Origin of the sequence: Ralstonia chuxiongensis, from assembly GCF_024158925.1 — a bacterium.
GTDB classification, from domain to species: domain Bacteria; phylum Pseudomonadota; class Gammaproteobacteria; order Burkholderiales; family Burkholderiaceae; genus Ralstonia; species Ralstonia chuxiongensis.
This window is the reverse complement of record NZ_JAMYWC010000003.1, coordinates 540,226-563,754: the sequence shown is the minus strand read 5'-3', so window position 1 is coordinate 563,754 and position 23,529 is coordinate 540,226. Positions and strand designations below refer to the sequence as shown.

Genomic DNA, 23,529 nt, shown 5'->3' with positions numbered 1-23,529 from the left:
GCGTTGCACGAAGGAGCCCGTGCAACGAAGCGCGTATTCTAGCCACTTCACCCCACCCGGTCAACGACAACTGCATGACACGCGGTGAGAATCTGTGGCCCCGGATCGCCATCCGGTGCCAGCTCAGCCTATTACGCCTGATCCAGCTCGAACGCCTTGTGGAGCGCGCGCACGGCCAGCTCCATGTACTTCTCATCGATCAGCACCGAGATCTTGATCTCCGACGTGGAGATCATCTGGATGTTGATACCCTCTTCCGACAACGTACGGAACATCTTGCTCGCGATGCCCACGTGCGAGCGCATGCCCACACCGACCACCGAAACCTTCGACACCTTCGGGTCGCCCGACACGCTGGCCGCACCGATATGCGCCTTCACACTGTCGTTCAGGATCGCCAGGGCGCGTTGGTATTCGCCACGCGGTACGGTGAAGGTGAAATCCGTCTTACCTTCCACCGACTGGTTCTGGATGATCATGTCGACATCGATGTTGGCGTCGGCGACCGGGCCCAGGATCTGATAAGCGATGCCAGGCTTGTCCGGCACACCGATCACGGTGATCTTGGCTTCGTCGCGGGCAAAGGCGATGCCGGAAATGGCGGCGGCTTCCATGTTCGAATCTTCCTCAAAAGTAATCAGCGTGCCCGAGTTCATCTCGACGTCGAGCGGCATCAGCGGGTCGGTCAGCGACGACAGCACGCGGGTCTTCACGCGGTACTTGCCGGCAAACTCCACCGAGCGAATCTGCAGCACCTTGGAACCGAGGCTGGCCATTTCCAGCATCTCTTCGAAGGTGATCTTGTCCAGGCGACGGGCGTCGTCCACCACGCGCGGGTCGGTCGTGTAAACGCCGTCGACGTCGGTGTAGATCAAGCATTCGTCGGCCTCGAGCGCCGCGGCAACCGCCACGGCCGAAGTATCCGAACCGCCACGGCCCAGCGTGGTGATGTGGCCTTCGCTGTCGATGCCCTGAAAGCCGGTGATGACGACCACGCGACCAGCGTCCAAATCAGCGCGTACGCGTTCATCGTCGATCGACTGAATGCGCGCCTTGGTGTAGGCCGAATCGGTCTTCACCGGCACTTGCCAGCCCGTGTAGCTGCGGGCATCGATGCCTTCGGCGTGCAGCGCGATGGCCAATAGACCCACGCTCACCTGCTCGCCGGTCGAGGCAATCATGTCGAGTTCACGCGGGTCGGGTTGGGCCGAAATCTCTTTGGCCATACCCAGCAGTCGGTTGGTTTCGCCAGACATGGCCGACGGAACGACCACGATCTGGTGACCTGCACGGTGCCACTTGGCAACGCGCTTGGCGACATTCTTGATGCGTTCAACCGAACCCATCGAGGTGCCACCGTATTTGTGAACGATGAGAGCCATCTTGGAAAGATCAGGAGGAGGCGGAGCGGTGCAAAAGCTTTTGAAAATACAGCAATTTGCACCGATCGGCAAGCAATTCACTGCTAGCGATGTGTATCAGGGCGCACCCTCGGTGGCCGCAGACCATGTGACCTGCCAGCCAGCGCCGCTGTGGATGGCCGCTCGGTTCATTCCCAACCCCGCTGCAAACACCAGCACGTTGCCCGCGTATAGCAGCGGCAAGCGCTGGCGCCCCCAGGCAGGAATGCCGGCTTCTTGGTACGCCTGCTTGAGCGCGCGGGACGCCCCCCCCGGGCGCAGCACGATGCGCTCACCACCGCTGCGTGGCGACAGCAACAGCGGCGCTTGCAAAGTTTGCACAGCAATGCCATCGCGTGCCACAGGTGCAAACAACAGCGCCCCGCCCCATGCAGCCACATTCACGCGTTGCTCAGCTGGATGCGTCGGTTCAAATTGCGTCGTCTCAATGGCTAACGCAACCGGATCCGGCGCATCACCGGCGCCAGCGTCGACTCGCGCAACGCCGCGATAGCGCCTAACTTGTCCCGCAGGCAGTTCAATGCACAGCGCCCCATCGTCTCGCGCGTCGACCAGTTGCGTGCGCAGATCCTCAAGGCGACGCGTGGACAGCGCGCGCACCCCCGCATCGGCCAACCAGGCACGCAGCACCGCGCGCTGACGGGGCGCGGATAACGCGATCATCGCCCCCACATCCAACCCATCCTCTGAGGCGATCTGCATCAAATCGGCCCGCGCGATCTCGTTGATCAGCGCAGCCGCATCCGCCAGGTGCCCAGCGCTGCGCGACAAGGCTTCCCTATACGCCGGGAAATGATCCGCCATGCCCACGAGCAGCGGACGCAGTGCATTCCGTGCGTAACGTGCGTCGGCGTTGGACGGATCCTCGACCCAGCTGAGCGCGTGCGCATGTGCGTACAGCTCGATCTCGCTGCGCGGCGCATCGATCCACGGACGCAGCAATGTGACAGTGCCCGCCCGCGCCATCGGCATGGCTGCGAGGCCGTCGAGGCCAGCGCCGCGCATCAATTGCAGCAGCACCGTTTCAGCTTGATCATCCTGATGATGCGCCGTCAACAAAATGGAGGCGCCTGTCTGGGCGCAAAGCGCTTCAAGCGCGGCGTATCTGGCTTCGCGTGCTGCTTCCTCAACCCCCTGCCCGGCATCGACCGCTACGTGGACGCGACGCGCATGAAACGCAACGCCGGCTGCTTCTGCCATGCGTTGACTGGCGCATTCCCAGACATCGGCCTCGGCCTGCAAGCCGTGGTGAATATGCAGGGCAACGAGCCGCACGTGGGCACCCGCATCACGCCACGCAGCACTTGCGTGCAGCAGCGCGGCGGAATCGCGCCCGCCCGACAGGGCAATCGCCACGATTGGCGTTTCGGCCCCGCCAGAAGCAACAAAGGCCGCACACGCGGCAACGCGTTGTGCGACCTTGTTGACGAGATCAGCCGACGAATCAGCGAACTTCGGTTTCCTTGAACTTGCCATAAGCCATCAGGCGCTCGTGACGGCGCGTCTGGAGTTCCGATGTCTTCATGCCCTGGAACTGGCGCAGCGACTCTGCCAGCGCGCGCTTGAGCATCGTCGCCATGCCCTTCGGATCACGGTGTGCGCCGCCCAGCGGCTCGTTGACGATCTTGTCGATCAGGCCGAGCGCCTTCAGACGATGCGCGGTCAGACCCAATGCCTCAGCGGCTTCCGGTGCCTTCTCTGCGGTCTTCCACAGGATCGACGCGCAGCCTTCCGGCGAGATCACAGCGTACGTCGCGAACTGCAGCATGATCACGGAATCGCCCATGGCGATGGCCAGTGCGCCGCCCGAACCGCCTTCACCGATGATGGTGGCGATCAGGGGCACCTTCAGGCCGGCCATCACAAACAGGTTGTGACCGATGGCTTCGGATTGACCGCGCTCTTCTGCGTCAATGCCGGGGAATGCGCCCGGCGTATCGACGAACGTGAAGATCGGCAGGCCGAACTTGTCCGCCAGTTCCATCAGGCGCTTGGCCTTGCGGTAACCCTCGGGCTTGGACATGCCGAAGTTGCGCAGCGCGCGTTCCTTCGTGTCACGGCCCTTCTGGTGACCGATCACCATGCAAGCTTGGCCGTTAAAGCGCGCCAGACCGCCCACGATCGACAAGTCATCGGCGAAAGTGCGGTCGCCGTGCAGTTCGTGGAAGTCGGTGAAGATCTCGCGGACGTAATCGAGCGTGTACGGACGCTGCGGGTGTCGCGCGATCTGCGCGACCTGCCATGGCGTCAGGTTGGCGTACAGATCTTTGGTGAGCTGCTGGCTCTTGGAAGCCAGGCGAGAAATTTCTTCAGAAATGTCGACAGCGGAATCGTCTTGTACGAAGCGAAGTTCTTCGATCTTCGCCTCAAGTTCTGCGATCGGCTGCTCGAACTCCAGGAAGGTTGTTTTCATGGATCTTCTGAAAGGCTCTTGAAGGCGCGCATTCTACCGGATTTTGACCGCCCGGCGACGCGCTCCGTTTCATCGAAATGAACAGCTCAATAGGTGGTTGCCGTATCGAGGCTGCGCCACATATACCAAGTCGCCACGGTGCGCCAAGGCTCCCAGTTGGCGGCAACTTCCCGCGCTTCGCTGCGAGTGACGGGTTCGCCACTGAAATAATTCTGTGAAATCGCGTTGATGAGCCCGATGTCGTCCAGCGGCAGCACATTCGGACGCATCAGGTTGAACATCAGGAACATCTCTGCCGTCCATCTGCCGATGCCGCGAATCTGCGTCAGTTCGGCGATCACATCCTCATCTTCCATTTCGGCCCACTTGGCAACGTGCACCGTGCCGTTGCGAAAGTGATCGGCGAGGTCAAGGATGTACTCCGCCTTCCGCTTGGACAGACCGCAACCCGCCAGCTTCTCTTGGCCGGCACGCAAAAACTGGGAAGGCACGAGCTTGGGGCACACAGCCACCACCCGCTCCCACACCGACTGCGCAGCCTTAACGGAAATCTGCTGACCAACGACCGACCGAGCCAGCGTGACGAACGGGTCACCGCGGGAAGCCAAGTGCGCCGGACCATACGTCGGGATGATCTTGCGCAGGATACGGTCACGCTTCATCAGGTCTGCGCAAGCTTCTTGCCAGTACTCGGGCGGGCCCGAAAGCACCACTTCCGCCGGCACAGGCAGCGCCTCGTTGGTGGCGAGTGTTTCAGGCAGCGGTACCTTGCTCGCAGGCGCGCGTTTGGCCGGCGCTTTGGCGGCCTTGATCGGCGCGCTCCTGCCGGCGACTGTCTTGCTCGCCACACCGTCGACTTTCTTGGCGGCCACCTTCTTGGCAGACGGCACCTTCACCGCCGGCGTTTTCTTGGCGGCTGTGCTGCGCACTACGTTGGCTTTCTTGGCCACCGCGTTCATGCGCGTCTCCATTCGGTCAGGCCACCCGGTTTGTCTTCCAGAACGATGCCAGCGGCCAGCAACTCGGCACGGATGGCGTCCGCACGGGCGAAATCGCGGGCGGCCTTGGCCGCGCGGCGCTCTTCGATACGCGCTTCCACTTCTGCGGCGTCCAGGCCATCGGCCGACACACCGCTCTGCAGGAACGCATGCGGATCGCGGCCCAGCAGGCCCAGCACACCTGCCAGCGCAGCGAGCTGGTTGGCCAACTCGGGCGAGCGCGTCTTGTTGACTTCGCTCGCCAGCTCAAACAGCACCGACACGGCGACCGGCGTATTGAAGTCGTCGTTCATCGCTTCGAGGAAGCGCTTGCCGTGCGACTCGTTCCAGTCGGGCTTTGCACCGGCCGCGGCGGGTACATCCTTCAGCGCGGTGTACAGACGTGTGAGGGCATGGCGCGCGTCGTCGAGGTGCGCGTCGCTGTAATTCAGGTCGCTGCGATAGTGCGAGCGCAGGATGAAGAAACGCACGACCTCCGCGTCGTACACCTTCAGCACGTCACGGATGGTGAAGAAGTTGCCGAGCGATTTCGACATCTTCTCGTCATTCACACGGACGAAGCCGTTGTGCATCCATGTGTTGACGAACGTCTTGCCGGTCGCCCCCTCGGACTGCGCGATCTCGTTTTCGTGGTGCGGGAACTGCAGATCGGCACCGCCGCCGTGCAGGTCGAAATGTTCGCCCAGCAGTTCGCAGCTCATTGCCGAGCACTCGATGTGCCAGCCTGGGCGGCCCTCGCCCCACGGCGAGGCCCAGCGCGACTCGGCAGGCTCGTCAGCCTTGGCGGATTTCCACAGCACGAAGTCGAGCGGATCCTGCTTGGCATCGTTGGCTGCCACACGCTCGCCAGCACGCAGGTCTTCGAGCGACTTGCCCGAGAGCTTGCCGTAACCGGGAAACTTGCGCACGGCGTAGTTCACATCGCCGTCGGTGGCCTGATAGGCGAGGCCGTTCGTCTGCAGCTTGCCGATCATGCTCAGCATCTGCGGCACGTATTCGGTGGCGCGGGGCTCGTGGTCGGGGCGCTGCACGCCAAGCGCATCGGCGTCTTCGTGCATGGCAGCAATGAAGCGGCCAGTGAGCGCACTCATCGTCTCGCCGTTCTCGACCGCACGCTTGATGATCTTGTCATCGATGTCGGTGATGTTGCGCACGTAGGTCACGTCGTAACCTGCCGCGCGCAGCCAACGCTGCACCATGTCGAACACCACCATGACCCGCGCATGCCCGACGTGACAGTAGTCGTACACCGTCATCCCGCACACGTACATACGCACGCGACCGGGCTCGATGGGGACGAACGTCTGTTTCTCACGCGCGAGCGTGTTGTAGATCTTGAGTGATTCCATGAAGCGGTGTCGGGAGACTCAGCGCGCCGCGCATGCGATGTACAACGTTGCGGACGGACCAAATTGGAGGCAATTGGCGCCGGTGCGGCGCCTGCAAAACTAGCGGCATATCTTACCGGAACTGCGCTGACGGGGCGGCCTGCCTGTGCGTCTGGCATGCTCCCCGTCAAGAACCTTTCCTGGCGCGCACGGCCGCTGCTGCGCACAAAGACGGTTTGTTAGAATGCGGCGGAGTATAACGGAACCGATTCTCATGAACAGACCGCTGCGTCAGACCGCTGCAACCCTGGCTTGCCTGCTTGCCATGTCGGCGGCACCGGCCTTCGCCCAGACTGCCGGCTTTGCCTTGCCGGCCGATTTGATGCCCAGCACGCAGCAAGCGCCGCAGGTTGCGCGCCAAAAGCGCATCGACGACGCGTTGGCCAAGAAGCAATACACCGAGGCACTGGCCGAGCTGGACAAGGACGTCGCCTCCCAGCCTCGCAACGCGCAGGCACGCTTCCAGCGCGGCGTGGCACTCGCCGGCCTGGGCCGCGCCGACGATGCCATCGTGGCTTTCAGTCAGATGACGCAGGATTTCCCGGAGCTGCCCGAGCCGTACATCAACTTGGCTGCGCTGTATGCCGAGCGCGGCGAACTGCTCCGCGCCCGCGACAGCCTGATCATGGCGAACCGCGTGGCGCCGGAAAATGCGCTTGCGCAATCCAACCTTGGGGACGTCTACGTCCGCTTGGCCGCGCAGTCGTATCAGAGCGCGATCAAGCTGAACCCGAAGAACGCCGCCGCGCGCGCGCGTCTGGATGCCCTGCCCGATCTGCCGGGCGTGCACCCTGCGTCCAAACCCGCCACGACCACGCTGCCCGCAGCCAGCGGCGTGAGCGCCAAGCCGGCGAAGCGTCAGTAAGAAGAAGACGCGGCCGATCCTGCTTTTCCCACCCCAAGCTCTCTCTTTCTGACCATGCTCCGTATTCGCTCCCTCTTTGCCGGGCTCGTGTGTGCACTGGCCGTAACCGCCACTGCAGCCACGGCAGCCACCGCGTCCGCGCCACGCGTCCAGTTCAAGACGTCGATGGGTAACTTCACCGTTGAGGTGTATCCGGACAAGGCACCCAAAACGATCGCCAACTTTCTGCAGTACGTGAAGGACGGCTTCTACAAGGGCACGATCTTCCACCGCGTGATGGACGGCTTCATGATCCAGGGCGGCGGCTTCACGGCCGACATGAAACAGAAGGACACCCGCCCGCCTGTCGAAATCGAATCGAAGAACGGCCTGAAGAACGACAAGTACACGATTGCCATGGCCCGCACCATGGACCCAAACTCCGCCACCGCGCAGTTCTACGTGAACGTGGTGGACAACAACATGCTCAACTACCCTGGTCAGGACGGTTACGGCTATACCGTCTTCGGCAAGGTGGTTGATGGCACCGATACCATCGACAAGATCAAGGCGGTGGAAACCACCACGAAATTCCCGCACCAGAATGTGCCTGTGAAGCCGATCGTGATTGAATCGGCCACCGTCGTCTCCAAGTAACGCTTTTTTGCCCCACCCAAGGAATTCACCATGACCCAAGTCAAGCTGCACACCAACCACGGCGACATCACCCTGGCCCTGGACGCTGAGAAGGCACCCAAGTCAGTTGCCAACTTCGTCGCCTATGTGAAGGATGGCCACTACAACGGCACGGTGTTCCACCGCGTCATCAAGGGCTTCATGATCCAGGGCGGCGGCTTTGAGCCGGGCGAGAAGATGAACCAGAAGCCCACCAAGGCGCCGATCGACAACGAAGCCAACAACGGCCTGAAGAACGAACGCGGCGCCATTGCCATGGCACGCACCAACGATCCGCACTCGGCCACCGCTCAGTTCTTCATCAACACGGTCGACAACGACTTCCTGAACCACACGTCGCCGACGCCGCAAGGCTGGGGCTACGCCGTCTTCGGCAAAGTCACCGAAGGCATGGATGTGGTCGACAAGATCCGCTCTGTTCGCACGGGCAACCGCGGCTTCCACCAGGACGTGCCGATGGAAGATGTGATCATCGAAAGCGCTGAAGTGATCGAATGACCGACGCAGCGCACGCCTCACAGGCATCCGCGCTGAAGACACCGGTCCGGGTTTCCGGGCCGGTGTTTTTTATTTCGGATCTGCACCTGACGGCCAGCATGCCGGCCACCGCCGCCGCGTTCGAGCGCTTCCTGCGCACGCGCGCCCGCGAGGCACGCACGCTCGTCATCCTGGGTGACTTCTTCGAATACTGGGTCGGCGATGAAGAATTGGCTGATCCGTTCCACCGGCACATCGCCAACCTGCTCGCTGACGTGGCAGCGGGCGACACGCGCGTGCTGTTCATGCATGGCAATCGCGACTTCCTGCTCGGCAAGCGTTTTTTGAAGGCCGCGCACGCTACGCTGCTACCTGATCCCACCGTGCTGGAAGCGGATGATGGCCAGCGCATCGTGCTTGCCCACGGCGACGCCCTCTGCACGCGCGACACGGCCTACATGCGTTTTCGCCACTGGACGCGCAAGCGCTGGGTGCAGCGGATATTCCTGACGATGCCGCTTCGCTGGCGGCTGAAGATCGCGCAGAAGATGCGCGCAGAGAGCGAAGCCGGCCGTGCCGTGTCCGCCAATGTCGCCGGCGAACCCCGCGCCGCCGCGATGATGGGCGACGTCGCACCCGATGCGGTGGACGCGCTGCTCAAGGCATCCAATACGTCCACGCTCATCCACGGCCACACGCACCGCCCGCAATTGCATCACGAGCCGAGCGGCAGCCGCTGGGTACTTTCCGACTGGGATTTCGATCAAGCACACCCGCGCGGCAGTTTCCTCAAACTGCAAGATGGCACGCTGACGGTCGAGCAAGTGACGACATAAGCTGTCGCCACCGGCCCTTTGCTTACTTGAGCATCCGCTTCAGTTCGCTGGCATCGAACGGATCGTTCGGCGAGTTTTCCAGGTGCGCACCCAGGCGATCGAGCGCAGAAAGAATCGACTCGATGCGCTCCTGTTGAAGCTCGCTGTGGTCGATCATCCGCTTGAGCGCCAGCGACACCGGATCGTCCGCATCCGGCGTGATGCCATAAGCGGAAAACTCCTGCTTGAGCGCAGACCGGGCCTCGGTAGCGACATCGCGTTCGATGATGCGCGCCGGAATGCCAACCGCCGTGGCACCCGGCGGCACCGGCTTGAGCACAACCGCGTTGGACCCAACCCGCGCCCCATCCCCGATGACAAAGCCGCCGAGCACCTTGGCACCCGCGCTCACCACCACGCCCTTACCGAGCGTCGGATGCCGCTTGGCGCCCTTGTAGAGCGACGTGCCGCCCAGCGTGACGCCCTGGTAGATCGTGCAGTCGTCACCAATTTCGGCCGTCTCGCCAATCACGACGCCCATGCCGTGGTCGATGAACACGCGCCGGCCAATTGTCGCGCCGGGGTGGATCTCGATGCCGGTGAGGAAGCGGCCGAGGTGAGAGAACCACCGCCCCAGCAACCGGAAGCCGCCGTGCCAACACGCGTGCGCGACCCGATGGACGATGATGGCGTGCAGACCCGGGTAGCAGGTCAGCACTTCCCAGCGGCTGCGCGCGGCCGGGTCTCGCTCCATGATGGCGCCGATATCTTCGCGAATGCGTGTGAACATCTTCAGGTGTGTGGATCGTTATATCTATATGCGCGATGCGCTGAGGGCAGTGTAAGGCATTGCCTTACCGCGCTGCGGCAAGGGTTTTAACCAGACATGCAGGGGATGCCGCCCTGCTTGCTCAACAACGGGCGGCTTTCAGGATGGTCAGCGACAGTCGTCAGCTGCGCCCGTAGGCGGCGTGGTCGCTGCGGCGCTTCGGCCCAGCATGCGCTTGGCAATCCCGCGCAGGATGTTGACCTCTTCGGCCTCCAACTGCGTGCGGGCAAACAGACGTCGCAGGCGCGGCATCAGCTTTTTCGGCTGGGCGGGGTCGAGAAAGCCAATCTCAACCAGACCCTGCTCCAGATGTTCAAACATCCCGTCGATCTGCTCGGCCGTGGCCGGCTCACCGACAAAGCCGACGCCTTCCATGCGGGTGTCCCCCGTGCCGGTATCGGCCAGCAGCGCCATACGCACTTCGTACGCAATCAACTGCACCGCCTGCGCCAGGTTCAACGAGGCATACGCCGGGTTGGCTGGAATGTGCGTGACCACGTGGCAGCGCTCCACCACCTCGTTGGGCAAACCGAACCGCTCATTGCCGAAGACGAAGGCGATGGTGGTGTCCGGCGCGGCCAGCAATGCGGCCACTTCTTCTGCAGCGGCACGCGGGCCAATGCGGCGCGGGCCGAATTCACGCGGGCGGGCGGTGAGCGCAATGGTGAGCGAGGCACCGACCAGCGCCTCGCCAATGTCGTCGACCACACGGGCTGCGGCCAGCACATCATCAGCGCCGCTTGCCATGGCAACGGCATCGGCGTGGCATTGGGCGTCGGCCTCGCGCGGGCGTACGAGCACGAAGCTGCCGGGCTCGCCGAACCCCATCGTCTTGAGCGCACGTGCTGTGGAGCCGACATTGCCGGGATGGCTGGTCTCGACCAGCACGAAACGACACCGCGCGGCGCGCTGGCGCAGCGTTTCCGGGTCGGCAGGAGTTGTGTTCGACGTGCTCATTGGCGCAATTCGCGGGGCGCCTGGGGCGGGGTTCATATACAATACGGCCACTCTTTTGACGGCGGGCAGGATCGCGAGATTGGCCCGCCGCTCGTTCTTCTACAATTCGTTGTGTTGTTTCGCCTGCGGCCGCTTTCGAAAACCGGCGCGCCAGGCGCGGAGATCCCACATGCATCCGATGCTCAATATCGCCGTCCGGGCTGCTCGCAAGGCCGGCACCGTCATCAACCGCGCGTCCTTCGACGTCGATAGCCTGCGCACCGAGCGCAAACAACACAACGATTTCGTCACCGAAGTCGACCGCGCAGCTGAAGCGGCGATCATCGAAGTCATCAAGACTGCCTACCCCGATCACGCGATTCTAGCGGAAGAGTCCGGCCAATCCTGGGCCGACGGCGAAACCGCCAGCGAAAACGTCTGGGTGATCGACCCGCTGGACGGCACCACCAACTTCATTCACGGCTTCCCGCAATATGGCGTCTCGATCGCGCTGATGCAGCGTGGCGTCGTCACCCAAGCTGTGGTGTACGACCCGACGCGCGACGAACTCTTCACCGCCTCCAAGGGCGCCGGCGCGTTCCTGAACAACCGCCGCATTCGCGTTACGCGTCGCGACAAGCTGGCCGACTGCCTGATCGGCACCGGTTTCCCCTACCGCGATCTGGAAGGCCTGTACGACTACACCCGCCTGTTTGCGACCATGACGGAAAACTGCGCCGGCCTGCGTCGCCCAGGCGCCGCCGCGCTTGACCTCGCCTACGTCGCTTGCGGCCGCCTCGACGGTTTCTTCGAGCAGGGCCTGAGCAAGTGGGACATGGCCGCCGGCTCGCTGCTCGTGACGGAATCGGGCGGTCTGGTGGGCAACTACACCGGCGAATCGGGCTACCTTGACCAGGGCGAAATCCTGGCCGGCAACCCGAAGGCCTTCGTGCAGATGATCAAGATCACCTCGCCGTTCTCGCGGTCGAAGACTGAAGCTTGATCGCTACTAACCGGTAGCCGCCAACAAAAAAAGCCCGCGCGAAGCGGGCTTTTTTTTTCACCTTCCGGCTTACTTCTTTGTAACCGGAGGCTGGTTTGGCGCAAAGCTCAACGACGGCAGTTCGGCCTGCGCCTTTTCCGGCGTTTCAAGCTCCGGCACCACGCGACCGACAATCAGACCCAGCGATGGCGACGTGCGCACGTACTTTGTCTCGCCGGCGTCCAGTGCGAAGCTCAGCGTCTTCTCGGTTTCGGTAGCCGTTGACACGACATACTTGCCAGCCGGGCGGTCAACGAAGAAGAAGCCTCCCGGTTTGGATTGCCCCACCACTTCGCTGTTCAGCTTGATGTCCGGCTGCAGGGCCGCACCGATCAGCGACGACGAGCGGAAGAAGTACACGCGCCCTTGATCTTGCTTGAGCGTCGGAATCGACGAAGCCATCTCGGAATACTTCACGCCCGACGCGCAACCCGCCATCAGAACGGTGATACCGATGGCCGAAGCCAATGCGCGCAAAACTCCCTTCATTGTGATTCTCCTGTTGTGATGGATACAGCTGTGGAAAGCGGGGAGTACGCCTGCTCGCCGGGCAGGTAAAACCCGACCAGGCGTTGACCGGCGATAACGAGATAGGCTTCGTGAACCTGACGGCCTTCAATCGTGAAGATCGTGCCGACCGGGCGATAGACAGCACCTTGCGGCAACGTACCCACGCGCTGCCAGTTGGAGCCGGCCGCAAGCGTGCGCGTATAACCCGTCTCCAAGCGGATTTCCGTTGCCGATTTCAGTTGAATCCGCGACGGCCCCGTCGCGTTGTCAGTGGCCAGCGTGGCTGGCGCGGTAGATACCATCGGCGCGCACGCGCCCAGGCAAGCCACGGCAACGCACGCCACGGCCCAATACAGCATTGGCTTTCGCACAACTCCCTCCAGAATTTTCTTATCGGTACCGAGGCGGCACTCTGTGGGGAGCGATCTTAATAAGATGACGCGAGACTGGCATCCCCTCGAAACGGGTTTTTCGTGGGGGTTGCAATGCACGTTGCTAACAACCGATATAAGCAACACTTAGTGGGCATGTCAAAGCCGTGTCGCCGAGGCCTTTTGCGTTGCGTGCAGAGGAGTCAGCCACCGTGGCATCGCCAAGCGTGTGCCTCAAGTCGCCAATGTCGCGCGACAAACCCTCGCCAGCCGCACGGCTTTTGCGAGCCGCGCCCCTCATTCACAATGTGCTTGGCCTCTAACCGTCACCACCTGCCATGAAAACCGCCCTCGCCCTGCGCCACGTTCCATTCGAGCATCTCGGCATCCTGCAGCCGCTGCTGGAAGCGCGCGGCTACACCGTACGCACCGCGGACGTGGGCGTGCAGCCTGTGCCTACCGATGACATAGCGGCGGCCGATTTGCTGATCGTGCTGGGCGGGCCAATCGGCGCATACGACGATGCAACGTATCCGTTCGTGCGAGACGAAGCCGCCGCCATCGCGCAGCGACTGGCCGCACGCAAGCCGTTGCTTGGCATCTGCCTGGGCGCGCAGTTGATGGCACGGGCGCTGGGAGCGGCGGTCAAGCCGATGGGCACGAAGGAGATCGGCTTTGCGCCCATCACGCTCACGGCCGAAGGCGCAGACTCGCCGCTCGCGCCGCTGACCGACGGCACGCCGGTGCTGCACTGGCACGGCGACCGATACGACTTGCCGCCGGGCGCGCAACGGCTGGCATTCACGGCAGTCTGCGCAGAGCAAGCCTTCGCCATTGGCACCCACGCCTTGGGCTTGCAATTCCATCTGGAAGCAAATCTGGAGGAGCTGGAAGCGTGGTTGATCGGGCACGCGGCGGAGCTCGGTGCCGCAGGCATCGACCCACGCGCGCTGCGTGCACAGGTGCCGGCAATTGCGGAACACCTGGCGCAACGCGCGCGCGAAGTCTTCACCGCCTGGCTGGATGGCGCGGAGGCAGCATGACGCTGCCCGGCCCCATCCGCATCGATACCCTCCTCACCGGCCGTGCTGTCGACTACACGCGCCCGGGCTCACGCAGCGGCATCGATAAGCGCCCCGTGAGCGACGCGGTGAAAGTGGACATCAACGGCATTGTCGGTGATGAGCAAGGCGATCTGGATGTGCACGGCGGCCCCGACAAGGCGATTCACCACTACCCGTTCGACCACTACGCGGCTTGGCAAGCGGACATTGGCCCGCAGCCCGTACTCGCACGGCCCGGCGCTTTCGGCGAGAACCTGAGCACGACGGGCATCACCGAAGCGAGCATCTGCGTGGGTGACCGCCTGCGTGCAGGCAGCGTGGTGCTGGAAGTGTCGCAACTGCGTCAGCCGTGCTGGAAGCTGAACGACCGCTTCAATGCGCGCGACATGGCACGCCGGGTGCAAAACACCGGACGCACGGGTTGGTACTACCGGGTGTTGGAAGGCGGCACACTGCGCGCGGGCGATGCGCTCGAATGGCTCGAGCGCCCATGGCCGCAATGGCCGCTGGCGCGTGTGCTCGACGTGCTTTACCGCAACATGCTCGATCGTGCGGCGCTGGCCGACATGCTGGCGCTGCCGCTTACGCCGTCATGGCGCAAGCTTGTGGAGGGCCGCCTCGCACGCGGCGAGGTGGAAAGCTGGGCCAAACGCATCGATGGCCCAGCGCTCGATGCCTGAATTCTCAACCGATCAGAACGTTTCCCAATCGGCGTCGGAACCGCCACCTGCCACGGCCAGAGATTGCTTGCGGGCGGGAGCAGAAGCAGCTGCGGCAGGTGCGACCGGCGCAGACGCCGCCGGCTGAGCAGCGATCTTCGGTTCACGCTTGCGCAGAGCCGCGCGCGCGGGCTTGGCCGCGCTGACCGGCTTTGCTGCGACCTTGGCCACAGGCTTAGCAGCCTTCTCAGGTTTGGCCGCAGCAATCGCGGCGGTCTCTGCCCCGTCCAACCGGAACTGCGACACCACCTGCGTGAGATTCTGCGCCTGCTCTTCCAGCGACTGCGCGGCGGCGGCGGCCTGTTCGACCAGCGCGGCGTTCTGCTGCGTCACCTGCTCCATTTCCGTCACGGCCTGGCCGATCTGCAGGATGCCCTGCGTCTGCTCGGCCGATGCGGAAGCGATGTCTTCAACGATATTGGCGACGCGGCGTACGGCTTCCACCGTCTCGGTGATGGTCTCGCCGGCCTGCGCAACCTGCGTGTGGCCGGCTTGCACGCGCGACACCGAATCGTCGATCAGCGTCTTGATTTCCTTGGCAGCGGCAGCACTGCGTTGAGCCAGCGCGCGCACTTCGCCAGCCACCACGGCAAAGCCGCGGCCCTGCTCGCCGGCGCGAGCGGCTTCCACGGCAGCGTTGAGCGCCAGGATGTTGGTCTGGAAGGCAATGCCGTCAATCACACCGATGATGTCGGCCATCTTGCGCGAGCCCGCGCTGATGTCGTCCATGGTGGCCACCACGCCGCGCACCACATCGCCGCCGCGCGAAGCCAGGTCTGCAGCGTTTGACGCCAGCGCGCTGGCCTGACGGGCGTTTTCGGAGTTGTTGGTCACGGTGGAGGTCATCTGCTCCATGCTCGCGGCAGTCTTCTCCAGCGAGGCCGACTGCTGCTCGGTACGCGTGGACAGATCGAGGTTGCCGCTGGCGATTTCATGCGCGCCGGTGTTGACCGAATCCGAGCTGTTGCGCACCTGACGCACGGTGTTCACCAGGCTCTCGCGCATGCGGCCCACGGCGGCCAGCAGGCGGCCGAGTTCATTGCGACCACCCGTTTTGACATGGACGGCCAGATCGCCTTCTGCCACACGGCTCAGCACGGTCACGGCTTCGTTGAGCGGCGTGATCACAAAGGCCTTGAGCCCGTAGAACACCGCCACGATCAATGCGAGCGCCATGGCAATACCGAGCGCCACGAACTTCAGGATCGTTCCATAGCGCGCGCTGCCATTGTCTGCCTCGTCCTTGGCCAGCTTCTTGACGAGCTTCTGGAAATTCTCGATCTGCACCGACCACGCCGCACCGGTATCGGTCACGTCCTTGTAGTTGATCGGGGCATAGGCTGCGGCATCACCGGCACGCAAGGCGGCCAGGGCGCGCTGCACAGCTTCGATGTGCGTCTGTGCTGCCTGGACGATCGCCTGGTGCTGCGACTCGTCAACACCTTCGATGGGTGGCGCATTCTTGAATGCTTCCACCTGTTCGATGGACTTCTTCAGACCTTTCTCTGAGCTGGCAAGCGCTGCCGCCTTGGCGGCGTCATCCATGTTCTCACGCAGCACGCTGTACAGGCGCGACATGCCGGTGCGCGCACGCTGCATGTCCTTGTAGGCGTCGTTCAACAGCATGCTGCGGTCGGAAATCTCATGCACGCGTTCCGTGGCAGTGTTGGTCGTGCGCAGGGCCAGCACACCCACCGCCGCCCCGACCACGATCATCAGTGCAAACGTGATCAGAATCGCAAGCAGGCCAGCGCGCACGCTGGTGTTCTTCAAAATGCGGTCCATCTTGTCTCCGGAATCCGGGCAGGCAAGCACGCGATTGCGTGCGTCAAATCAACGAGGTGAAAGTCAGTCGCGGGTCAAAACGTTTCCCAATCCGAATCGTCTCCGGCGGCCACCAGCGGCTTCGCTTTGGTCAGGCTTGCCGGTATAACCGCCGGTGCGGGCACACTCTTCTCGGCTCGGGCGACCGGCTTGGCCGCCGCCTTGCGCAGTACAGGCGGCTTGCGCGACGTCAGCCTGGGCTTGGCGGAATCGGTGCTCGGCTTGGCGGCCTCGCGGCGCGGCGTTTCGTCCTTGGGTGCCACCGGCGCTGTAATTGCGACCGGCTTGACCGGCGCAACAACCGGCTCAACCTTGGCCACCATGGTCGGAGAGCGCAGCGCGTGCGCATCGAGGCGGAATTGCGCCACCACCTGCGTCAGGCTCACCGCCTGCTCTTCGAGCGATTGCGCGGCGGCTGCGGCTTGTTCCACCAGCGCGGCGTTCTGTTGCGTGGCGTCGTCAAGCTGCGTGACGGCGTGGCTGACCTCTTCAATACCCGAGCGCTGTTCCTGGCTGGCGGACGAAATCTCGCCAACGATGTCGGTCACGCGCTTCACGCTTGCAACGATCTCGCGCATGGTCGTGCCGGCTTCTTCCACCAGCGCGCTCCCCGCATCCACGTTGACGACGGAATCGTCGATGAGCGCCTTGATCTCCTTGGCAGCAGCAGCACTGCGCTGCGCAAGGCTACGCACTTCACCAGCCACCACGGCAAAACCGCGACCCTGCTCACCGGCGCGGGCGGCTTCCACCGCGGCATTCAGCGCGAGGATGTTGGTCTGGAAAGCGATGCCGTCGATCACGCCGATAATGTCGACGATCTTGCGCGACGATGCGTTGATCGAGCCCATGGTCTCCACCACGCGCGTCACCACATCGCCGCCGCGCACGGCCACATCCGAGGCGGACGCGGCCAGTTGGTTGGCCTGCTGGGCGTTGTCGGCGTTCTGCTGCACGGTCGACATCAGCTCTTCCATGGCCGAAGCCGTTTCTTCCAGCGAGCTGGCCTGCTGTTCGGTGCGCGACGACAGGTCGAGGTTACCGCTGGCGATCTCGCGCGTGGCGGTGCCGATGGTTTCCGAAGCGCCCTTGATGCGGCCGATGGTCTGCACCAGCGCGCCGCGCATGCGGCTCATCGCGTAAAGCAGGCTGTGGTTGTCATCGGCGCGGGTGGCGATCTCCACCGTCAGGTCACCGCCGGCGATGCGGTTGGCCACATCGGCTGCGTAGGCAGGGTCGCCGCCGAGCGTGCGCTGCAGGCCGCGGTTTGCGACGCCGCCCAGCAGCAACAGCAAACCACCCACCAGCACCAGCAGGCCGCCGGTCTGGTACAGCGAAGTCATGAACGCGGCGTTGATATCGTCCATGTAGACGCCGGTCGAGAAAACCCAATCCCAGGGCTCATAGCGCATCGCGAAAGCCGTCTTGGGCACAGGATCCGTGCCGCCGACTTTCGGCCACACATAGCTGGTGAATCCGCCCTTCGGGTCTTTGGCGGCATTGGTCAAGCCGACGTAGAGGGCATTGCCCTGCGCATCCTTGAAGCCGGATTGATCCTTGCCGATGAACTCGGGCTTGATCGGGTGCATCACCACGACGTTGTTGGAACTGGTGATGGTGAAGTAGCCGTCCTTGTCGTAGCGCAGCGCCTTGAAGCGGTCGAGCGCCTGCTGCTGCGCGGCGTCTTTGCTCAACGTGCCGTTCTTGGTCAGATCGTCGTACTGCTTGACCAAGTTCATAGCCATGGTCGTCACGCTGACAAGGTTGTTCTTGCGCTCCTCCACGCGGATCTCACGCGCCTGATACGCGTTGAATACCGAGATCAAGGTCAGCGCGACAAGGCTGATGACCAGCGGCAGCCAAAGCTTTTGGCGAAAGCTGAGCTTGCTCATTCCAGAGTCTCCGGATGTGGAACCGCGAGGCATCATTTGCGCAAACGCGTTCCCACTATGGTTTTAGGGGTCCGGATGGTCTATCGGCAGGCAGCGCACCAATCTTGAGGGCGGTGTGCCCGCGCTAACGGCTGCAGCCCTGGATTTGCGCCCGTGCAGGGCAGTTGAATCCAAGGGCGATCCTTGCAAAAATCGCTAAATTGATCAGAATTCTTTTGATCTTTAATTGACAATCGACGATGAAAACCACGCTCGAAGAACTGCTTGCCTTTCGCACCGTGGTCGATACGGGCTCTGTCACTGCGGCCGCCGAACAACTCGGCCAGACCGTGTCGGGTGTAAGCCGCGCGCTGCGCCGCCTGGAGGAGAAGCTGGACACCACCCTGCTCTCGCGCACAACGCGGCGGCTGTCGCTCACCGACGAGGGCGCGACGTTTCTGGCGCAGGCGCGGGGCATCCTCGCCGCCGTCGACGAGGCCGAGGAGCAGATCGCCCTGCGCCGTCAGCAGCCCGCCGGACGCCTGCGCATCAACGCTGCCATGCCATTCATGCTGCATGTGGTGGCGCCGCTGGTGCCGGACTTCCGCGCGCAGTATCCGCAGATTGACCTGGAGCTGAACACCAACGACCTGATCATCGATCTGCTGGAAGAAGACACCGACGTGGCGATCCGCATCGGCCCGCTGCGCGATTCCACCCTGCGTGCGCGCCTGCTCGGCACGCGGCGGCTGCGCGTGCTGGCGAGCCCCGCCTATCTGAAAGCGCACGGCAGGCCCCGCGAAGTGGATGATTTGAAAAAGCACGCCCTGCTTGGCTTCGGGCAGCCTGAATCGCTGAATCTGTGGCCCTTGCGCGGCCCGCACGGCGACCGACTGCGTATCGAGCCCACGCTCAAGGCTTCAAGCGGTGAAACCCTGCGCCAGCTCGCACTGCAAGGCGCCGGCATCGTCTGCCTGGCCGATTTCATGAGCGCTGAAGACCGGCGCACCGGCGACCTTGTGCAGGTGCTGCCGGATGCCACGGTGGAGGTGCTGCAGCCGATTCACGCGGTGTACTACCGCAACACGCAGTTGGCTTCGCGGATTGCGTGCTTTCTGGACTTTCTGGAAGGCCGGCTCGCAGACGATGTGCGGTGATGCGGCACGGCGGGTGTGCAACAATTGCGCGATTCAACACCTTCCGCACACGACCCAATCAGACCTGAGCGGGTCGTGCGCCGCGCTTTAGTACTCATTGCACCGCATGGCTGAACACTCCGCTCCGGCTCTGGAGATCGACCCGAAATACGGCCCCTTCGACAAGCACACTCCGATGATGCAGCGGGGTTTGCGCCTTGCCGGGCGGGGATCTCTGCGGGAACTTACGCCAAGACCTACGCTCCATTGACATATCCTATGCGTCGTAGACGACCGCGCCCAGGTGTTCAGACAGAGCGTCAACAACTTCCCTATCGCGCCCCCACCGTCAGGCGTCTCGGCTTTCCCGCGAACGTCAAAATTCTGTCGGTATTCAAAGACGATGGTGAGCTTAAAGCCCATCCGGATTACCGCGCGGCGAAGAGTGGTGACGGAGAGGCAGCCACCCGGCTTGTCTTTGACTTAGGGGCCGAGTTGTTTGCACAGGTGATGGACTCCTTTGGCGGCGACATGACGTACGTTGCGCCGCACGCACGAGAGGCGCTGGGCGACAACGCAATACCCCAAGTGCTCGCGAGCGCATTGGGACTTCTCACAGTTGGCCGGGTGGATTACGAGATCGTGCAGGCCACGAAAGTCTTCCACACGGGAGCCGACCCCATGGAGCGTCTGATTGCCCGTCCGCGATTTACGGGAAAAGTGCAGATCGGTGAACCATATGTGTTGGTTGACGACGTCACAACGATGGGGGGAACCCTTGCGGAACTGGCCCATTTCATCCAGGCGCGCGGCGGCATCATCGGCGGCGTGGTAGTCTTAGTTAACGCAAGTCGAGCCGGAACGTTGCGGCCCACGAAAAAAGTGGTGCGGCTTCTGACGGAAAGGTTTGGACATGAAATCACAGAAATCTGCGGCATCGAACCCGACGCACTCACGGCGGACGAAGCCACTTACCTTGTCGGTTTCCGCACAACTGACGAAATCCGAAATCGAAAAGCTACGGCAGCAAAAGAAACAACTCGCCGTCTCAACTCAAAGGGCATTTCTGGTCCTAGTCAACCAGAAAGGCTTGCTGCATTTGATTCCACCTTCGCCGCACACTTCCGGCGAGCTTTTTGGCGACAGCATCGTCGAGCCAGGTGGCGCGACCAGCCCGGCTAAGCCCAAATCCCGTCGGTTCTGGGCCCTGCGCGCCTCGACGGCAGCGCGCCGCGACGCAATCCCACCTTCGCTGCGCACTTCCAGCGAGGCTTTTGCCAAGTTCGTCGAAGCAGCCAAAGCGACCAAATCCACGAAGCGGAAAATTCGCCGGTTCACAACCCAGCGCGGCAGTTCCACCAATCGCGACTGAGAACCGCGAGGGCTGGCACCGCTCAGCAGAAGTGACCCCGGCTACGCACACATGACGCTAGACTTGACCTTCTGAAGCGCCATTGCTGATACTGTATAAAAACAAGGGGTATCCACTTAGCTCCAGCTGTGCCAGAATTACTGGATGGATATACAGGTAGAGCGGATATTACCTCCAGAACCGGGCAAGGACTACCCCCGCAACTGGAACGAATTTCTGGACCGGTTTGGGACGGAAGAGGCTTGCCTGTCCTACCTGGAGGCATTGCGGTGGCCGCGGGGGTTCATTTGCCCTGATTGCGGCGTGGCAGCCGAGCCCTATCGGTCGAGCCGCACCCGCCTGATGTGTCGCAGTTGCGGTCATCAAACGACGGTGACCGCTGGCACGATATTCGACAAGACCCGCACCCCGCTACGTGTGTGGCTGGCTGGTGCGTGGTATCTGACCAATCAAAAGCAAGGCGTCAGCGCTCTTGGTTTGCAACGGGTGCTGGGCCTGGGAAGCTACCAGACCGCTTGGACGATGCTGCACCGGTTCCGCCGCGCCATGGTGCGGCCGGACCGCGAACGCCTGAAGGGATGTGTTGAGGTTGACGAGACCTACCTAGCCATCACGGACCGGGAAGCCCCTATCTCAGCCGTCAACCGCAAGAACCGCACGAGCAAGGTGCTGGTCATCCTTGCGGTCGAAATGCTTCAGCCCAAGGGCTTCGGCCGGATACGCTTGCAGCGCATCCACAACGATGGCGCCGAATGCGTTATCCCGTTCGTACAGGCGTCAATTGAGCCTGGCGCCCAAGTCAGAACTGATGGGTCAGCAGCCTACCGGACATTGAGCAAGCTGGGCTATGACCACCAGCGCAATGTGATGCTCGGCGCCGAGGTGCCGGCGCATGTCTCCATGGCCGGCGTGCACCGGGTCGCCTCACTGGTCAAACGCTGGATTCTCGGCACGCACCACGGCTCGGTTCAGCCCGAGCATCTGGACGCTTACCTGGACGAGTTCGTGTTCCGCTTCAATCGCCGCACCTCGGGCTCGCGCGGCCTCTTGTTCTATCGGCTGCTTCAGCAAGCGGTCGTTACCGGCCCTGTGACGTATGCGGATGTAGTGCACCGCGCCGAGACGGTGTAGCATACGAGCACTGTATATCCATCCAGTTGTTCTGAGCTGGTGGAGCTAAGTGGATACCCCACATAAAAACACAGTATCCTTGCCATGAAAGTGCATATCACGCCTCTCAAAATTAAGGGCGTGCTCAAGCAAAAGTGGGCTCGCGCAATGGGTAACGCGCGCGGCGTTCTCCATGTTTGCGACAAGCGCGACACCATTAACCACCGCACCACCCGCGTCGCAGAACTCGCCCAGGTCGAAGACCTATCTGGCGGCCAATGGCTTCTATTCGATGCGCAGTTGGTTTGGGCCAAGGACACGATGTTCTTGCTTTCAGGCTACGAGCGCCGTATTGAGGGAATCGATACAGCGACCGACTACGCGCAGTCGTGGCTCGTGCGTCTCCCTGGCCCCAGCGAGTATGGCGCTGCTGCAATGGAATCAGATGCATCTGCGCCCACCGACGAACAGATCGCCCAGGCGCTGGCCGAGGCCGGCGTATGATCAGCGGGGTCCAGCCGCTCCGTGAGAACCCATGTGCTACTCAGCCCGCATCGAGGCCGACTATCGACGTTTCGTGAAAGAGTACGGCGCGGTCATGTCGCTGGACGACTTCACCCGCATGATCATGGAGTACTTCGCCGAGCCGAAGCGCATCCGGCTGCCGAAGGCGATGACAGCACCGTTCTTGGAATCGCCAGTCACGGACGAGGAAAAGAAGATTGCCGAAGTGTTGCGCGAGCGGATGAAGGCTGACGAGATCGAGCTGCTGCAAGAACTTGCCAAGCAGCGCGAGCGGCTCGAGAGGGCGCAGCAGTCGCTGGCAGTGAAGGCGACCAAGAAGGCTTCTGACGACGAGCGAATCGCGACGAACAAAATTGCGGTGATCGCCGGAAAGCTCGACGACTTGCACACCACCGAAATCAAGCCGCGGGACGCGCGCATCTTCCCGGGCTGGTATGCGCCGGTGATGGTGTGCGAGAACGGGCGCCGCGTGGTAAAGCCTATGCGCTACCAGTGCCGGCCGGCCGGAAAACCGGCGTTCTACGACACAAAGTACCCAGGCACCTACAACGCCCGCATGGACAACCTGCGGGGTTTTTGGAAGGGGCAATACGGCCACATGCACGGGGTCGTGCTGGTTGACGCCTTCTACGAGAACGTGGCCGGCCCCGAGGGAAAAAACTTGGTGCTCGAATTCCGCCCCGAGCCGCCGCAGACCATGCTCGTAGCCTGCCTATGGTCCCACTGGCGTGCGACAAAACCAGGCGAGAAGGATCTGCTGTCGTTCGCGATCATCACAACAGATCCGCCGCCAGAAATCTCTGAGGCAGGTCACGATCGCTGCCCGGTTCCGATCAGGCACGAGGACCTGGATGCATGGTTGAACCCGGACGCAAATCGCCTTGACGCAATGGACGAAATCCTCAAAAGGAACGCGATGCCGCACTTCGAACATCGCGTCCAATCGTAGCCCTCACACCGCCGCTCACTGGAAAAGCATAAATCTATCGATCAGGGTGATTCGATAGAAAGAATTATTCTGGAATGCGATTATTGCGCCGCGTATAGTCGGCCTTTGATAACCCTATACCCCACTTGGGTTAGCGAGTTTGTGGCACCGCAATGGGAAGGGAAAAATAGCCTTTTGTCCCCACCTGTCAAGACTAGGCACATTCGATTGCCGCACTAT

General features: G+C 62.6%; 23 protein-coding genes. 12 read left to right on the top strand and 11 right to left on the bottom strand.

The features are described 5' to 3' along the window. Positions 1 to 131 precede the first annotated feature (131 nt). The 5 genes from NKG59_RS11955 to cysS all read right to left on the bottom strand — a co-directional run bounded on the left by NKG59_RS11955 (position 132) and on the right by cysS (position 6,181). Entirely contained in the window at positions 132 to 1,382 is a 1,251-nt protein-coding gene (locus NKG59_RS11955; protein WP_045204290.1) for an aspartate kinase, read from the bottom strand. A gap of 96 nt (positions 1,383 to 1,478) precedes the next feature. After that, entirely contained in the window at positions 1,479 to 2,897 is a 1,419-nt protein-coding gene (gene tilS / locus NKG59_RS11950) for a tRNA lysidine(34) synthetase TilS (RefSeq protein ID WP_253537008.1), read from the bottom strand. Next, positions 2,866 to 3,834, bottom strand: a complete 969-nt coding sequence (locus NKG59_RS11945; RefSeq protein WP_045204292.1) for an acetyl-CoA carboxylase carboxyltransferase subunit alpha — start codon at positions 3,832 to 3,834, stop codon at positions 2,866 to 2,868. Before NKG59_RS11945 ends, tilS begins: the two co-directional genes overlap by 32 nt. Positions 3,835 to 3,920: 86 nt before the next feature. Then, positions 3,921 to 4,805 (bottom strand): DNA-3-methyladenine glycosylase family protein, encoded by an 885-nt coding sequence (locus tag NKG59_RS11940; protein WP_253537005.1) that lies wholly within the window; start codon positions 4,803 to 4,805, stop codon positions 3,921 to 3,923. After that, positions 4,790 to 6,181, bottom strand: coding sequence for a cysteine--tRNA ligase (gene cysS, locus NKG59_RS11935; RefSeq protein ID WP_253537002.1), 1,392 nt, complete (start codon positions 6,179 to 6,181; stop codon positions 4,790 to 4,792). The genes NKG59_RS11940 and cysS overlap by 16 nt, the downstream gene beginning before the upstream one ends. Positions 6,182 to 6,434: 253 nt before the next feature. On the opposite strand from cysS, the gene NKG59_RS11930 reads away from it, so the two are divergent. The 4 genes from NKG59_RS11930 to NKG59_RS11915 are packed head-to-tail and all read left to right on the top strand — an operon-like array spanning position 6,435 to position 9,073. Beyond that, positions 6,435 to 7,085, top strand: a complete 651-nt coding sequence (locus NKG59_RS11930) for a tetratricopeptide repeat protein (protein ID WP_112185192.1) — start codon at positions 6,435 to 6,437, stop codon at positions 7,083 to 7,085. A gap of 54 nt (positions 7,086 to 7,139) precedes the next feature. Then, positions 7,140 to 7,721 carry a peptidylprolyl isomerase gene (locus NKG59_RS11925; RefSeq protein WP_253536999.1) on the top strand — a complete coding sequence of 194 codons (582 nt, stop codon included), beginning with the start codon at positions 7,140 to 7,142 and terminating at the stop codon, positions 7,719 to 7,721. Between the two features lie 30 nt (positions 7,722 to 7,751). Continuing rightward, complete coding sequence (locus NKG59_RS11920; protein WP_024976009.1) at positions 7,752 to 8,258, top strand: peptidylprolyl isomerase; 507 nt, start codon at positions 7,752 to 7,754, stop codon at positions 8,256 to 8,258. Further along, positions 8,255 to 9,073: a UDP-2,3-diacylglucosamine diphosphatase gene (locus tag NKG59_RS11915; RefSeq protein WP_045204297.1), complete on the top strand. Its 819-nt coding sequence runs from the start codon at positions 8,255 to 8,257 to the stop codon at positions 9,071 to 9,073. Before NKG59_RS11920 ends, NKG59_RS11915 begins: the two co-directional genes overlap by 4 nt. A 22-nt stretch (positions 9,074 to 9,095) precedes the next feature. Here the strand turns inward: NKG59_RS11915 and cysE are convergent, their stop codons facing one another. Beyond that, the gene (gene cysE / locus NKG59_RS11910; protein ID WP_253536996.1) at positions 9,096 to 9,842 is read right to left on the bottom strand and encodes a serine O-acetyltransferase; all 747 of its coding nucleotides are present in this window, start codon (positions 9,840 to 9,842) and stop codon (positions 9,096 to 9,098) included. A 147-nt stretch (positions 9,843 to 9,989) separates the two neighbouring features. Then, complete coding sequence (locus NKG59_RS11905; RefSeq protein WP_420804030.1) at positions 9,990 to 10,874, bottom strand: RNA methyltransferase; 885 nt, start codon at positions 10,872 to 10,874, stop codon at positions 9,990 to 9,992. 133 nt (positions 10,875 to 11,007) lie between these two features. On the opposite strand from NKG59_RS11905, the gene NKG59_RS11900 reads away from it, so the two are divergent. Further along, positions 11,008 to 11,820 carry an inositol monophosphatase family protein gene (locus NKG59_RS11900; RefSeq protein WP_253536990.1) on the top strand — a complete coding sequence of 271 codons (813 nt, stop codon included), beginning with the start codon at positions 11,008 to 11,010 and terminating at the stop codon, positions 11,818 to 11,820. 69 nt (positions 11,821 to 11,889) lie between these two features. Here NKG59_RS11900 and NKG59_RS11895 read toward each other — a convergent pair whose 3' ends face one another. Together NKG59_RS11895 and NKG59_RS11890 are read right to left on the bottom strand one after the other, a co-directional pair. Continuing rightward, a complete protein-coding gene (locus tag NKG59_RS11895; protein ID WP_045204300.1) occupies positions 11,890 to 12,348 on the bottom strand; it encodes a DUF2846 domain-containing protein in 459 nt (152 codons plus the stop codon). Next, positions 12,345 to 12,740 carry a hypothetical protein gene (locus NKG59_RS11890; protein WP_253536987.1) on the bottom strand — a complete coding sequence of 132 codons (396 nt, stop codon included), beginning with the start codon at positions 12,738 to 12,740 and terminating at the stop codon, positions 12,345 to 12,347. Before NKG59_RS11890 ends, NKG59_RS11895 begins: the two co-directional genes overlap by 4 nt. A 338-nt stretch (positions 12,741 to 13,078) precedes the next feature. On the opposite strand from NKG59_RS11890, the gene NKG59_RS11885 reads away from it, so the two are divergent. Together NKG59_RS11885 and NKG59_RS11880 are read left to right on the top strand one after the other, a co-directional pair. Next, positions 13,079 to 13,783 (top strand): glutamine amidotransferase, encoded by a 705-nt coding sequence (locus NKG59_RS11885; RefSeq protein ID WP_253536984.1) that lies wholly within the window; start codon positions 13,079 to 13,081, stop codon positions 13,781 to 13,783. Next, positions 13,780 to 14,484 carry an MOSC domain-containing protein gene (locus NKG59_RS11880; protein WP_253536981.1) on the top strand — a complete coding sequence of 235 codons (705 nt, stop codon included), beginning with the start codon at positions 13,780 to 13,782 and terminating at the stop codon, positions 14,482 to 14,484. The genes NKG59_RS11885 and NKG59_RS11880 overlap by 4 nt, the downstream gene beginning before the upstream one ends. 12 nt (positions 14,485 to 14,496) lie before the next feature. Here the strand turns inward: NKG59_RS11880 and NKG59_RS11875 are convergent, their stop codons facing one another. Together NKG59_RS11875 and NKG59_RS11870 are read right to left on the bottom strand one after the other, a co-directional pair. Continuing rightward, complete coding sequence (locus tag NKG59_RS11875) at positions 14,497 to 16,308, bottom strand: methyl-accepting chemotaxis protein (protein ID WP_253536978.1); 1,812 nt, start codon at positions 16,306 to 16,308, stop codon at positions 14,497 to 14,499. 74 nt (positions 16,309 to 16,382) lie between these two features. Further along, positions 16,383 to 18,239 carry a methyl-accepting chemotaxis protein gene (locus NKG59_RS11870; RefSeq protein WP_253536975.1) on the bottom strand — a complete coding sequence of 619 codons (1,857 nt, stop codon included), beginning with the start codon at positions 18,237 to 18,239 and terminating at the stop codon, positions 16,383 to 16,385. 239 nt (positions 18,240 to 18,478) lie between these two features. On the opposite strand from NKG59_RS11870, the gene NKG59_RS11865 reads away from it, so the two are divergent. The 5 genes from NKG59_RS11865 to NKG59_RS11845 all read left to right on the top strand — a co-directional run bounded on the left by NKG59_RS11865 (position 18,479) and on the right by NKG59_RS11845 (position 23,310). Then, positions 18,479 to 19,375 (top strand): LysR family transcriptional regulator, encoded by an 897-nt coding sequence (locus NKG59_RS11865; RefSeq protein WP_253536972.1) that lies wholly within the window; start codon positions 18,479 to 18,481, stop codon positions 19,373 to 19,375. A gap of 258 nt (positions 19,376 to 19,633) precedes the next feature. Then, positions 19,634 to 20,536 carry a phosphoribosyltransferase gene (locus NKG59_RS11860; RefSeq protein WP_253536969.1) on the top strand — a complete coding sequence of 301 codons (903 nt, stop codon included), beginning with the start codon at positions 19,634 to 19,636 and terminating at the stop codon, positions 20,534 to 20,536. 334 nt (positions 20,537 to 20,870) lie between these two features. Then, a complete protein-coding gene (locus NKG59_RS11855) occupies positions 20,871 to 21,857 on the top strand; it encodes an IS1595-like element ISRsy1 family transposase (protein ID WP_253536967.1) in 987 nt (328 codons plus the stop codon). Positions 21,858 to 21,941: 84 nt separating this feature from the next. Then, positions 21,942 to 22,340 carry a hypothetical protein gene (locus NKG59_RS11850; RefSeq protein ID WP_253536964.1) on the top strand — a complete coding sequence of 133 codons (399 nt, stop codon included), beginning with the start codon at positions 21,942 to 21,944 and terminating at the stop codon, positions 22,338 to 22,340. Positions 22,341 to 22,371: 31 nt separating this feature from the next. After that, the gene (locus NKG59_RS11845; RefSeq protein ID WP_253536961.1) at positions 22,372 to 23,310 is read left to right on the top strand and encodes an SOS response-associated peptidase family protein; all 939 of its coding nucleotides are present in this window, start codon (positions 22,372 to 22,374) and stop codon (positions 23,308 to 23,310) included. Positions 23,311 to 23,529: the final 219 nt, after the last annotated feature.